Origin of the sequence: Agrobacterium tumefaciens (assembly GCF_005221325.1) — a bacterium.
Taxonomy (GTDB): Bacteria; Pseudomonadota; Alphaproteobacteria; order Rhizobiales; family Rhizobiaceae; genus Agrobacterium.
In genome coordinates, this window is record NZ_CP039889.1 from 717,474 (window position 1) to 729,763 (window position 12,290).

General features: G+C 60.4%; 16 protein-coding genes. 3 read left to right on the forward strand and 13 right to left on the reverse strand.

The genetic code is table 11. From position 1 onward, the window contains the following. Positions 1-2 precede the first annotated feature (2 nt). The 3 genes from cysT to CFBP5499_RS18200 form a co-directional block, all read right to left on the reverse strand. Positions 3-824, reverse strand: coding sequence for a sulfate ABC transporter permease subunit CysT (gene cysT, locus CFBP5499_RS18190; RefSeq protein ID WP_080829535.1), 822 nt, complete (start codon positions 822-824; stop codon positions 3-5). Between the two features lie 74 nt (positions 825-898). Continuing rightward, the gene (gene cysP, locus CFBP5499_RS18195; protein ID WP_080829534.1) at positions 899-1,885 is read right to left on the reverse strand and encodes a thiosulfate ABC transporter substrate-binding protein CysP; all 987 of its coding nucleotides are present in this window, start codon (positions 1,883-1,885) and stop codon (positions 899-901) included. Between the two features lie 169 nt (positions 1,886-2,054). Then, positions 2,055-3,146 carry an enoyl-CoA hydratase/isomerase family protein gene (locus tag CFBP5499_RS18200; RefSeq protein ID WP_175416897.1) on the reverse strand — a complete coding sequence of 364 codons (1,092 nt, stop codon included), beginning with the start codon at positions 3,144-3,146 and terminating at the stop codon, positions 2,055-2,057. Between the two features lie 260 nt (positions 3,147-3,406). Here CFBP5499_RS18200 and CFBP5499_RS18205 point away from each other — a divergent pair, with 260 nt between their 5' ends. After that, positions 3,407-3,664, forward strand: coding sequence for a DUF2934 domain-containing protein (locus tag CFBP5499_RS18205; RefSeq protein WP_080829533.1), 258 nt, complete (start codon positions 3,407-3,409; stop codon positions 3,662-3,664). Positions 3,665-3,733: 69 nt separating this feature from the next. Here CFBP5499_RS18205 and CFBP5499_RS18210 read toward each other — a convergent pair whose 3' ends face one another. Next, positions 3,734-4,549 carry an SH3 domain-containing protein gene (locus CFBP5499_RS18210; RefSeq protein ID WP_130932554.1) on the reverse strand — a complete coding sequence of 272 codons (816 nt, stop codon included), beginning with the start codon at positions 4,547-4,549 and terminating at the stop codon, positions 3,734-3,736. Between the two features lie 258 nt (positions 4,550-4,807). Here CFBP5499_RS18210 and ubiG point away from each other — a divergent pair, with 258 nt between their 5' ends. Continuing rightward, the gene (gene ubiG / locus CFBP5499_RS18215) at positions 4,808-5,560 is read left to right on the forward strand and encodes a bifunctional 2-polyprenyl-6-hydroxyphenol methylase/3-demethylubiquinol 3-O-methyltransferase UbiG (protein ID WP_080829532.1); all 753 of its coding nucleotides are present in this window, start codon (positions 4,808-4,810) and stop codon (positions 5,558-5,560) included. A 49-nt stretch (positions 5,561-5,609) separates the two neighbouring features. Here ubiG and CFBP5499_RS18220 read toward each other — a convergent pair whose 3' ends face one another. Genes CFBP5499_RS18220 through CFBP5499_RS18235 form a run of 4 tightly spaced genes read right to left on the reverse strand, consistent with a single transcriptional unit; the run spans position 5,610 to position 8,026 of the window. After that, positions 5,610-6,038, reverse strand: coding sequence for a DUF1178 family protein (locus CFBP5499_RS18220; protein ID WP_080829531.1), 429 nt, complete (start codon positions 6,036-6,038; stop codon positions 5,610-5,612). Then, positions 6,035-6,895, reverse strand: a complete 861-nt coding sequence (locus CFBP5499_RS18225; RefSeq protein WP_080829530.1) for a carbon-nitrogen hydrolase family protein — start codon at positions 6,893-6,895, stop codon at positions 6,035-6,037. The genes CFBP5499_RS18220 and CFBP5499_RS18225 overlap by 4 nt, the downstream gene beginning before the upstream one ends. 24 nt (positions 6,896-6,919) lie before the next feature. Beyond that, positions 6,920-7,174 carry a glutaredoxin 3 gene (gene grxC / locus CFBP5499_RS18230; RefSeq protein WP_175416819.1) on the reverse strand — a complete coding sequence of 85 codons (255 nt, stop codon included), beginning with the start codon at positions 7,172-7,174 and terminating at the stop codon, positions 6,920-6,922. 60 nt (positions 7,175-7,234) lie between these two features. Then, positions 7,235-8,026 (reverse strand): ComF family protein, encoded by a 792-nt coding sequence (locus CFBP5499_RS18235; RefSeq protein ID WP_080829528.1) that lies wholly within the window; start codon positions 8,024-8,026, stop codon positions 7,235-7,237. 141 nt (positions 8,027-8,167) lie between these two features. Between CFBP5499_RS18235 and CFBP5499_RS18240 the strand changes: the two genes are divergently transcribed. Then, positions 8,168-9,049, forward strand: coding sequence for a methyltransferase domain-containing protein (locus tag CFBP5499_RS18240; RefSeq protein WP_080829527.1), 882 nt, complete (start codon positions 8,168-8,170; stop codon positions 9,047-9,049). Between the two features lie 16 nt (positions 9,050-9,065). On the opposite strand, the gene CFBP5499_RS18245 is transcribed toward CFBP5499_RS18240, so the two are convergent. From CFBP5499_RS18245 to argJ, 5 genes are all read right to left on the reverse strand, one after another. Beyond that, positions 9,066-9,257: a Flp family type IVb pilin gene (locus CFBP5499_RS18245; protein WP_175416898.1), complete on the reverse strand. Its 192-nt coding sequence runs from the start codon at positions 9,255-9,257 to the stop codon at positions 9,066-9,068. Positions 9,258-9,351: 94 nt separating this feature from the next. Further along, the gene (locus CFBP5499_RS18250; RefSeq protein WP_080829525.1) at positions 9,352-9,666 is read right to left on the reverse strand and encodes a hypothetical protein; all 315 of its coding nucleotides are present in this window, start codon (positions 9,664-9,666) and stop codon (positions 9,352-9,354) included. 172 nt (positions 9,667-9,838) lie between these two features. Continuing rightward, positions 9,839-10,252 (reverse strand): 8-oxo-dGTP diphosphatase MutT, encoded by a 414-nt coding sequence (gene mutT / locus CFBP5499_RS18255; RefSeq protein WP_006315742.1) that lies wholly within the window; start codon positions 10,250-10,252, stop codon positions 9,839-9,841. Beyond that, positions 10,249-11,025 (reverse strand): GNAT family N-acetyltransferase, encoded by a 777-nt coding sequence (locus tag CFBP5499_RS18260; RefSeq protein WP_080829524.1) that lies wholly within the window; start codon positions 11,023-11,025, stop codon positions 10,249-10,251. Before CFBP5499_RS18260 ends, mutT begins: the two co-directional genes overlap by 4 nt. Positions 11,026-11,043: 18 nt before the next feature. Further along, the gene (gene argJ / locus CFBP5499_RS18265) at positions 11,044-12,285 is read right to left on the reverse strand and encodes a bifunctional glutamate N-acetyltransferase/amino-acid acetyltransferase ArgJ (protein ID WP_080829523.1); all 1,242 of its coding nucleotides are present in this window, start codon (positions 12,283-12,285) and stop codon (positions 11,044-11,046) included. Positions 12,286-12,290: the final 5 nt, after the last annotated feature.

The following is a 12,290-nucleotide window of genomic DNA, read 5'->3' on the forward strand; positions in this document are numbered from 1 at the left end:
CCTCAGCTCCTCACCGTATAACGCAGCGCCCGCGCCTGCAGATAATTGGTCACCGCCAGCATCACGAAGGCGGTGATGAGCAGCACGGAGGCGATGGCGGCGGCGGCCTGATAATCATATTCCTCCAGCCGGATGAAGATCAGCAGCGCGGTTATTTCAGTCGAAAACGGCTGGTTACCGGCGATGAAGATGATCGCCCCGAATTCACCGAGGCTGCGGGCGAAGGAGAGCGAAAGACCGGCGAGCAGCGCCGGCGTCAGAAGCGGCAGGATGATCTTGCGGAAGATTTCCAGATCCGAGCCACCAAGCGACTGCGCCGCTTCCTCCAGCGCCGGGTCGAGGTCTTCCAGCACCGGCTGCACGGTACGCACGATGAATGGCAGGCTGGTAAAGGCCATCGCCACCATGATTCCAACAGGCGTATAGGCCACCTTGATGCCGAGCGGCGCAAGCACCGAACCGAACCAGCCGTTCCCTGCAAACAGCGTCGTCAGCGCAATGCCTGCAACGGCGGTGGGAAGCGCAAAAGGCAGGTCGACAATGGCGTCGACGATGCGCCAGCCGGGAAAGCGGTAACGCGTCAGCACCCAGGCAAGCGCCACCCCGAAAATGACGTTGAACAGCGTCGCAGCCAGCGCACAAAGCACGGTGACGCGGTAACTGGCGACGGCGCGTGGCGAAGAGATGATCGCCCAATATTCGGCAGGCCCAAGGCTTGCGGCCTTGAACACCAGCGCCGAGAGCGGCAGAAGCACGATGATGGCGACGTAAGTGAGGGTAACGCCAAGGGACAACTTAAGCCCCGGCAGAACATTCCGCTTCAAACCTCGCCCCCATCAATCATAAAGCGACCCGGCAGTTTCCCGCCGGGCCGTTTGCCTGTCGTCTATCGTTGTGATTAACGGCTACCGTAAAGCGTATCAAGCGTCGCGCCGGATGCAAAATGCTCTTTCTGGATTTTGTCCCAGCCGCCAAAGACATCATCGACGTTGACGAGACGAATTGCCGGGAACTTGTCCTTGAATTCGCCGACGACCTTCTCATTATGGACGCGGTGACCGAACTCGGCGGCGATGCGCTGACCTTCCTCGGTATAAAGGAAGTCGAGGTAGCTCTTTGCCAGATCGCGCGAGCCGCGCTTGTCGACCACCTTGTCCACCACGGCGACAGGGAATTCGGCCAGCAGGCTGACGGAGGGCACGACACCTTCCACCTTTTGGGCGCCATATTGCTTGGCAATGCCACGGGTCTCTGCTTCGAAGGTGATCAGCACGTCGCCGATTTCACGCTCCACGAAGGTGGTGGTGGCGGCGCGGCCTCCGGTGTCGAATACCGGCGTATTGTCGAAGATTTTCTTGACGAATTCCTGAACCTTCTTCTCGTCGCCGTTGAACTTCTCCTTGGCGTAAGCGGTAGCTGCGAGATAGGTGTAACGGGCGTTACCCGAGGTCTTCGGATTGGGGAAAACCACCTTCACGTCGTCGCGGGCAAGATCGTCCCAGTCCTTGATACCCTTGGGGTTGCCGGCGCGCACGAGGAATGACGGGAAGGAATAGAACGGCGAGGCGTCGTTCGGGAAATCCTTTTTCCAGTCAGCGGACACGAACTTCTGCTTCACCAGAAAATCGACATCCGTCACCTGGTTGAAGGTGACGACATCGGCTTCCAGACCCTCGACGATGGCGCGCGCCTGCTTGGAAGTGCCGGCATGCGACTGATCGACCGTGACACCCGGATGAAGCTTGATGAACGCCTCGTTCTCGGCCGCAAAAACTTCACGGGCGACATCATAGGACGCGTTGAGAATGGTGGTCGGAGACTGCGCCTGCGCCGCACCTGCAAAAAGAGCGGCAATGGCAGTACCGATAATGAGAAGACGTTTCATGAATACCCCCGGCAATTCGAATGGTGCTCAAGATAACGGGCGGCGGCAACAGCGACGAGAAACAGCCGTGCTTTGCGGAGGCATGAATTGGAAATTTCGCCCAAATAATTAGGTACCTAAAGGCGATGATTTCATATGGGGCGGGAAGCCGGATTTCTTTTTCGTCAGGCTAAAGACGATGCTCGGGAAACAGATTGCCGGAATGCGCGGCAAGATAAGGTGCAAGGTCCTCCTCACGCACCTCTTCCAGCTGCGCCGGTCGCCAGCGGGGATTGCGGTCCTTGTCGACCAGAGCCGCACGCACGCCTTCGTAAAAATCGTGCTGCCGCAATATCTCAGTGCCGGCGGCGAATTCTCGCTCCAGGCACTCGATCAGGCTCGCGCTTTCCCGGCCGAGGCGCAGCAACTTCAGGGTCAGTTTCAGACTGGTGGGAGAGCGTTTGCGCAGGACTTCGAGGGTCTCGCGTGAAAAAGCATCATCACGCGCCGAAAGCGCGGCGAAGATTTCCTCAACTGTATCGAAGCGGAATGTCGCATCAATGACATCCCGGTTTGCGGCCAGCACACCTTCGCCCGCATCAATGGCAGAGGAGGTTATCGCCGCCTCGACACCTTCGATATCAGCAGCCTGCGACAGAGCCTGCACCAGCGCATCGAGACGTTCGGAGGCTATGCAATAATCGGCAAAGCCGGCGTAGACGGCATCGGCGGCGGTGACCGTGTTGCCGGTCAGCCCCAGCCAGGTGCCGCATTCGCCGGGCGCCCTCGGCAAAAGCCAGGAACCGCCGACATCAGGGAAATAGCCGATGCCTGTTTCCGGCATGGCGAGCTTCGTCCGCTCCGTGACGATGCGGTGGCTGCCATGGGCGGAAATGCCGACACCGCCACCCATGACGATGCCGTCCATCAAGGCCACATAGGGCTTACCGAAACGGGCGATGCGATAGTTGAGCGGAAATTCCTCCCGCCAGAAATCCAGCACCTGCGGGTCGCCGGCCTTGCCGAGATCATGAATGATGCGGACATCGCCACCGGCGCAGAGCCCTCTTTCGCCTTCACCCCTCAGCACCACGCAGGAAATGGCGGGATCGTCCTCGAAACGCTGAAGCGCCTGAAACAGGTCGCGCACCATCGGCAGCGTCAGGCTGTTGATGGCCTTCGGGCGATTGAGGCGGATGATGCCGGCCGCTCCTCTTGTCTCGACGATGACCTCAGCTTCCACTTCCCTTGCCAGTTTCAAGACCGCCTCCTCCGCCGCCATGCCTCTACCTATCTTGGCGGGCTTGGTGCGATCACGCAACGTTGATCTCGTCCTGCGGGAACGTCTTTCGCTGAAACTGCTTTGCAGGAAAGAAAATGCCGGAAATCCTCTTTCGCAATGCAGCATGTTTGCTTGACGCCCGAAAGATCATGGCATGTAATGGGTTGTGGAAATGCCGGCATTGATTGCTGTCGAGCGTGTGCCGGACCAAGCGGATGTCGCCTTCTCAAAGGCGTTGTAAACAGCAACGGGAGACGAGCATGCAGGTTTCGGAAAATGAATGGATCAGCAAACGGGCATATACACTCTGGGAAAAGGAAGGCCAGCCCCATGGCCGCGACGCGCAGCATTGGGAACAGGCCAGGCACGAATTTTCGCTGCTGAAGACATCGGAAGCGACAAAACCGGCAACGCGCAAAAAGGCCGCTCCCACGGCGATTGTTGACGTTGCCGCACTGGACGCGGAAGCACCGGCAAAACCCAAGAGCCGTGCCCGCAAGGCTGCTGCCGCGAAATAACACCACACGAATACATTAAACAAAGCCGCAAATGAAAAAGCCCGGCGAAATCTCGCCGGGCTTTGTCTGTTAGCGCTGAGCACAACCGGGATCACCCATCCTGCATCCATCCCGAAGATTTTCCGAAGCAGGCGCGCGACGCGGGTCATCCCACTGCCGACGCTCTGGAGGAAGCTGCCCACCTTCAGTCTGGTTTTGCTGGCGATCACGATTACCGTCTCGATTGCGGTCACGGTCGCGATTTTCATCTTCCCAGCGGCGGCGGTCATCGTCGCGACGCGGTCTGTCCTGATTTCGGTCACCCTGGTTCCAGTCGCCGTAACGACGTTCCCAGCGACCGTCATTCGGGCCACCCTGACGCGGGTCGCGCCATTCATCACGGCGCCCGTCATCGCGGCGGCCATCGCGCCAGTCGTCGCGCGGACGCGGGCGATCCCAGCCGGCACTCGGAGGTGGTGCGTTCCAGTAACCGCCTGATGGCGGCGGACGACGCCAGCGATCGCGCTCGCGGTAGAAGTCACGGTCGCGGTAATAACGGTCCCAATAGCGGCCGGCTTCAAAGGTGATCACGGGAACGCCGAGATCGCGATAATAACGCGGCTCAACGTAGACCCGGTTTTGCCGGAACGTCGTCTGGATATAACGACCGGCGACCCAACCACGACCATTGACAAAAGAGACGTCGCACCACGGCGTATCGGACAGGCAGCCGTGCACCGTCAATGGTGCGCCAACCGGGATCACGACAACAGCCGGATAGGCGGTGCTCGGGCCGGAGCGCATATTCACATTCGCGGTGGCGAAGCCGCGTGTCGCAGCTTCGGCAAGTGCCGGCGCAGCGAGCATCGCCACCAGCGCGATTGCGCCAAACAGTTTTCTCTTCACTTCTTTCTCCTCAAGCAAAGGCCCGCTTTGCCCTTGTCGGCATCCATCCTTTTCGATGGACGAGCATGCGTTCCGCATACTGCCACGATCGGAAAATACGCGTTCCTCCATGAACGCAGCATGAAACAAATGAGGTGCCGCATCAGTTCCATCTGCGGCAATGCGCCCTCAGACAATTTGCCTGCGGAATAGACCGTCGGTCTTGACTTCGGGGGGCAATCATCCGACTTCAATGCAACAGCAATATGGAGCAGAACCATGAGCGAGACCGCACAGACGACCGTCGACCAGAGCGAGGTGGATCGCTTCTCCGCGATGGCTGCGGAATGGTGGAGCCCGACGGGCAAGTTCCGCCCATTGCACAAGTTCAATCCGGTTCGGCTCGAATATATCCGCAACCGCGTCTGCGAAAATTTCGGCCGCGACCCGAAGGCGCATCGCCCGCTGGAAGGGCTGCGCGTGCTGGATATTGGCTGTGGCGGCGGTCTTCTGTCCGAACCCGTGGCCCGCATGGGCGCCACCGTGGTGGGCGCCGATCCCTCGGAGAAGAACATCGGCATCGCCTCAACCCATGCGCGGGAAAGCGGCGTCAGCATCGACTACCGCGCCGTAACCGCAGAACAGTTGCAGGAAGCGGGCGAGACCTTCGACGTCATCCTCAACATGGAGGTGGTGGAGCATGTGGCCAATGTCGATTTCTTCGTCACCACCTGCGCGAAAATGGTGCGCCCCGGCGGGCTGATGTTCGCCGCCACCATCAACCGCACGCTGAAGGCCCGGGCGCTGGCAATCTTCGCCGCCGAAAACGTGCTGCGCTGGCTGCCGCGGGGCACGCACCAGTATGAAAAGCTGGTCCGCCCGGAAGAGCTTGAGCGACCGATGGTGGCGAGCGGCATGGATATCATCCACCGCACCGGTGTCTTCTATAACGTGCTGCAGGATCGCTGGAATCTCTCGCCGGATATGGAAGTCAACTACATGATGCTGGCGAAACGGTCGTCACAAGGGTAACGCCCGTCGCTTCCATCATGGCCGGTCTTGAGCCGACATCCCAGGAAACTCAATTGACGTCGTCAGGCAGCGCCGGCAGCGGCGCGATCTCTATGCCCTCGTCCAACAGGGCCTTGGCCTCCTGAACCGAGGCATTGCCGATGATGCCGCGTTCATCCGCCTCGCCGTAATGAATCTTGCGGGCTTCCTCGGGAAACCTGTCGCCGACATCCTCGGCATTGGCGCGGATATTGGCGACAGCCTCGCGGATTTTCGCAATGGCCTCCTTTTTCGCCGTGTCCATCGCGAGTGTCTGGCGTTCATCCTTCCTGCGGGCGGTGGAGACCGAAGGCGCCATCAGGAGCTTGGATATCTGCACGGAATTGCAGACCGGGCAGGACAAAAAACCGCGTTGCAACTGATTGTCGAAATCGTCGCTACCGGCAAACCAGCCTTCGAACTCATGGCCCTTTTCACAGGCCAGCGCATAACGGATCACGCCGCCTCACCTCCGGCAGGTTTCAGGGGAATGACAGTGTCCAGCCCGAACTCGCGGGCATTGCGGAGATTGGGAATTTTGCCGCGCGCAGCCGCAACCAGCGACGTGTCGATCTCGGCGAAGATGATCTCTTCCCCCGCACCGCCGGCCATGGCCAGCACCTTGCCCCAGGGGTCGATGATGATGGAATGGCCGAAGGTCTCGCGACCGTCCTCATGCACGCCGGCCTGTGCGGCGGCGATGACGAAAGCGCCGTTCTCGATGGCACGGGCGCGTAACAGGATTTCCCAGTGGGCTTCCCCGGTCTGGCGCGTGAAGGCCGCCGGAACCGTCAGAACCTCGGCGCCTGCCAGCGCTTCCGCCCGGAAAAGCTGAGGGAAACGGACGTCGTAGCAGATCGCAAATCCGAATTTCGCCAATGGCAATTCGACGATACGCGCCACTTCGCCGGGTTGGTAGGCGGCGCTTTCACGCCAGCTTTCGCCATTGTCGAGATCGACATCGAACATATGGATTTTGTCATAGCTGCAGATGCGCGAACCATCCGGCGCGAACAGAAAACCGCGATTGGCGATCTTGCCATCCGTGCGGGCAATGGCCGTGGAGCCGACATGCACATGAATGTCGAGTTCGCGTGCCAGACGGGCCGCCGTCGCAACGATGATGTCGCCATCATCGTCACGCAGCTGGGCACGAAGCGCCTGCCTGTCCTTCTGGATCGCGCCCGTCATTTCCGGGGTCTGCACATAAACAGCCCCTTCAGCCGCGGCGGCGCGCACCAGCCGTTCCATATCGGCAGCATTCCTTACCGGATCGACGCCGGAACGCATCTGGATGGCGGCAGCCTTGAAACTCATCATGTCCTCCATAAATCCTGGCGATCAGGCTGCCAGCATGGCATCCAGTTTGCCGGCGCGTTCCAGCGCATGCAGATCGTCACAACCGCCGACATGCTGGCCGTTGATGAAGATTTGCGGGAAGGTCGTGCCGCCGGATTTCTCGATCATTTCCTGCCGGTATTCCGGTGTCGTGGTGGCATTATATTCGGCATAATCCACGCCCTTCGCGTCCAGCAGCGCCTTGGCGCGCGCACAATAACCACAAAAATCCCGCGTATAGATCGTCACTGGTGCCATGTTCTTCAGAGCCTCGCAAACGTGCGGCAAAACGCACGATAAAGTCATGTTATCAAGGCTTCATATAGGGCCGGAAATGGCCATTGCAAAGGTCAAAACTGTCACATCGGCGGCACCCGCCTTGCGCAGGGCGCGGCTTGCCGCCCCCACCGTCGCGCCTGTCGTATAGACGTCATCCACCAGCACCACGCGCTTGCCGAAAATATCGGCTTCCCGGCCGGGCGCGAGGGAGAAAGCGCCCCGCACATTATCCCGCCGGGCGAGCGCGGAAAGCCCCACCTGCCGCTCGGTCGGTTTCAGGCGCAGCAGGGTGCCGGCGAGCAGAGGTTTGCCGGCGGCCTTGGAAAGATGCCGCGCCAGTTCGGCGGACTGGTTGAAGCGGCGGCGCAGGAAACGGCGGCGATGCAGCGGAACCGGCACGATGCAATCGCAGGCGTCAACCGTCCCGTCGCTTGCCCGCAACATCCACAGCGCCATCAACCGGGCGAGATCGGTCCGATCTTGATATTTCAACCGGTGAACCAGCTTGCGGGCAGTGCCCTCGTGGCTGGCGACGCTACGCAGACGATCAAATGGCGGCGGATCGGCAATGGCCTGCGCGCTGACAACACCTTCTCCGTGATCCCGCGCGAAGGGAATGCCAAGAACCTCGCAGAAAGGGCGATCGATAAAGGCGACATCCCGCCAGCAATCGGAACACAAGGCCCCTTCGCCACCGGTCATGCGATTGCAGCCGGCGCAGGTCGGCGGATAGACGAGGCGGAAGAACGAACGCGCCACATCGCGTGCCACCGCCGGCACGGCGGCGGACTTCGACAGCAACCCCGAAAACAGATCGTCACCAGCACCCATGAGGTTGACTTTAGCGCCGAACGGGTGCCTTTGCGAGAGCGATACGCTCCGGCGCGACACCGGAAATGATGCCCGAAGCGGCATGACAGCAACGATACGGCCCGCCAACCCCGAGGCGTTCAAGGCCGAGCAGGCAAGACGATGGATATTCTCTTTGACCAGGCCCTGATCGAACAAAATCGCCACCGGGCATGGGCCCGGCGTGAAGACAAGGCCCTGTTTCTTCTCGATATGGCAGCCGAAGAGCTGGCCGACAGGCTTGCGATCGTCGAGCGCAAGTTCGAGACGGCAATCGAACTGCACGGCGGAACGGGCGTTACTGCCCGCCGGCTGGCCGAGACGGGAAAAGTGGACAGTATTCGCCGCATCGAAACCGAGAGCGAGTTCGCGACGGACGGAAACATTCCCGAGACGGCGTCGATGGAGCATCTGCCACTCGCGGAAGCCTCCGCCAATCTCATCGTTTCACCGCTCGCCCTGCATCTGACCAATGACACCCCCGGTGCGCTGATCCAGATCCGGCGGGCATTGAAGCCAGATGGACTGTTTCTCGGCGCCATTCCCGGCAGCGGCACCCTGCATGAGTTGCGCGACGTGTTGCTGACGGCGGAAGCGGAGCTGACCGGAGGCGCCAGCCCGCGTGTCATTCCCTTCGCCGATGTGCGGGATGTCGGCGCGCTTTTGCAACGTGCCGGTTTTGCGCTTCCCGTCACCGACACCGAAACCTACACCGTTCGCTACGATTCGATTTTCCCGCTGATGCGCGACCTGCGCGCCATGGGGATGGCCAACCCGCTGGCCAGCAGAAGCCGAAAGCCGCTCAACCGCGCATTTTTCCTGCGGGCGGCGGAACTCTATGCCGAGCGCTATTCCGACCCCGACGGGCGGATAAGGGCGACATTTTCCATTATCTATGTATCAGGCTGGGCGCCGCATGAGAGCCAGCAAAAGCCTCTAAAGCCCGGCTCCGCCAAGATGCGACTTGCTGACGCCTTGAAGACAACAGAGGTAAAACTGTCCTGAATGACCGCGCGGGCTTTCAACCCGTGGGAAAAGCATCGACGATGAACTGAAAAACGGTATTGATACCGCTGCTGATGTTGCCGAGGCCGGCGATAAGCGCTGCGGAAATCACGCCCACTATAAGCCCGTATTCAACAGCTGTTGCACCGCTTTCACTTTTGCAAAAATTGATAAAAAAATGCAGCACAGGATATTCCCCATCCACCATCCGGTGCGTTCGACAACCGGCACATGCCCTGTTGAAATTCAGCACCATCCTAGGTCAGCGACATGAGGAATCCGTTACCGTTGATGGTAAATGATCAGCAACCGCCCTCGTTGCTGTAACCCGTGACCACGCACGGCATCTCCGGCATCGGCTGTGTGACGCTACGGCGGATGGAATAGGTCTTGCCCACATCTGTCTTCTTGATGGAGCCGGTGCTGATCATGTCGTAATTGTCGGGGAACTGCGCCACACGCGTGGGGGATTTTCCGGCGAGCATGGGGGTGATGATCAGCGAGAGCGCGATAACAGCCGTGCCGAACAGCAGTGCCACATTGAGCACGCCGGTGCGACGGGATTTGTTGGAATACAGATGACGACCTTCCACCGTCTTCCAGAAATCCTCGTTCATGACCAACCTCGTCTCGCGCAGTTTACCGCTTCTTTAGCTTAACAATCTGCCAGAGGGTGCTGAACGATCTCTTAACGAAGCCCCGTTTTGGCACGGCAAAACGGGGAAGGAAGGGGGTTTTCACGAAGCTGTGACGGGATGAGGCTGAAGGGCCTCAGAGACCCTCTCGATTCTACAGCAAATCCTGAAGGAAGGGGATGAGCGGCTCATCGGCCGGCGGCATGGGATAATCGCGCAGCGCCTGGGGTTTGACCCATTTCAGCGCCTGTCCTTCCCGGCCATGGGCGATGCCTTCATAACGGCGGCACACGTAAAGCGGCATCAGAAGGTGAAAGGTCTCGTAGGTATGGCTGGCAAAAGTCAGCGGCGCGAGACAGGCGACCTTGGTTTTGACCCCCAGCTCCTCGTCCAGTTCGCGGACAAGGGTTTCTTCCGGGGTCTCGCCCTGCTCCACCTTGCCGCCGGGAAATTCCCACAGCCCCGCAAGCGACTTGCCTTCCGGCCGCTGCGCCAGAAGAATGCGCCCATCCTGATCGAGAAGCGCGCAGGCGGCGACCAGCAGGATCTTTTTGCCCGCCTCGCTCATTCGCCGGTCCCCTTTTGCCAGTAGCGATAACGATAAGCCTCGGAGAAACCGAATTTTTCATAAAGCGCGATCGCCGGCGCATTGGTGGAGACCACCTGAAGCCAGGCGGTTTTGGCGCCGCTGATTCTCGCCCAGCGCAGTGCCGACGACAGAACCTGCGTGCCCAGTCCCTTTTTACGCTGCGACTTTTCGACATCAAGCGAGATGACGCCGGCAAGATCGTTATCCTGCACGCAGATCATGGTGGCGAGCGGGTTGCCCTCCACTTCCTCGTTGATGAAGAGCCCGAGCGTCGGCTTGATGGAACTGACGATTTCCGCGATTGCCGGGCGCAGCGCCGGATCGCCATCGCTGACCTTGATGCTTGCTTCGACAAAACGACCGATATCGTGGCTCGGCAGGCTGACCAGCGTTTCCGGCAGTTCCATGCTGGAGAGATCGGCCGTCATGACCTTGACCTCTTCGAAGACGGACCAGCCATCACCAGTCAGAAAATCCACGAGTTGCGGCGGCATCAGCGTCGTTTCGCGCACCACCAGCGGCCGGCCGAAATCCTCGAAACGCTTGCGTGCCTTTTCCAGCCGCACCGCGCAGTTGCCGTAATCGGAGGGATCGAGCGGCACCACGCAGTTGATGCGCTTGGAGGGATGCGAACCCGTCAGGCGGATTTGCCAGCTGCCGTCATAAATCACCGACGAGGCAGGCCATGCCCGGAAGCTGACGGCTTCCAGACGGCGAACCAGCGGCAGATTGACGGCTTTGTTATCCTGCATTCTCTTCGGCTCCAACGGTCAGCTCCGGTAGTCGCCGTTGATCGCAACATATTCCTTGGTCAGGTCGCAGGTCCAGACCGTGGCCGTACCCTGACCGAGGCCGATATCGACCTTCACCGGAATGTCTTCCAGCCGCATCACGGCGGTGGTCTCCGCTTCCGAATAATCCGGATCGCGTTCGCCATTGACGGCCACGCGCACGCCACCGAACCAGATGGCGAGGCGGTCGCGGTCGGCCATTTCACCGGATTTGCCGACGGCCATGACGACACGACCCCAATTGGCGTCTTCGCCGGCAACGGCGGTCTTCACCAGCGGCGAATTGGCGATGGAAAGGGCAATCTTCTTGGCGGCGGCATCGTTTTCCGCACCTGTGACGGTGACTTCCACCATCTTGCGCGCGCCTTCGCCATCGCGAACAACCTGCAACGCCAGATCCTTCAGGAGATCGTTGAGCGCGGCGCGGAAGGAGGACAGGCGCTCGTCATCGGCGCTCGTCACCTTCACCTGACCGTCTTCTGCCGCCGCACCCGTGGCAAACAGCATCAGCGTATCGGAAGTGGAGGTGTCGCTATCAACCGTCACGGAATTGAAGGTCGGGCCAACGCCGGCCGAAAGCAGGGATTGCAGCGCGGCGGGTTCGATATCGGCATCCGTCACCACGAAGGAGAGCATCGTCGCCATATCGGGCGCGATCATGCCGGCACCCTTGGAAATGCCGTTGATCGTGACGATCACGCCGCCGATCTCGGCGGTGCGTGTGGCGACCTTGGGATAGGTGTCGGTCGTCATGATCGCCTTGGCGGCTTCCTGCCAGAAATCGGCTTCCGCCCTGACGTTCATATCGCCGAGAACGCCGGCAAATTTCGAGGCGTCCAGCGGCTCGCCAATCACGCCTGTTGATGCCAGGAAGACTTCGCCTTCGGAGCAGCCAACGGCAGCGGCGGCGGATTTCGCCGTCAGTTCGGTCGCGGCCTTACCCTTGAGGCCGGTAAAGGCATTAGCATTGCCGGAATTGACCACCACGGCACGCGCCGCGCCGCCGCCGAGATTGGCGCGGCAGAAATCAACGGGGGCCGAGGGGCATTTCGATTTGGTGAAGACGCCAGCGACACTTGCCGGCTTGTCGAACACCATCAGGAGAACATCGGTGCGGTTCTTGTACTTGATGCCGGCGGCGGCCGTCGCCATGCGAACACCGCGCAGCGCGGGCATATCGGGATAGGATTTCGGAGCGAGCGGAGAAACGGCAACGGACATGGGAA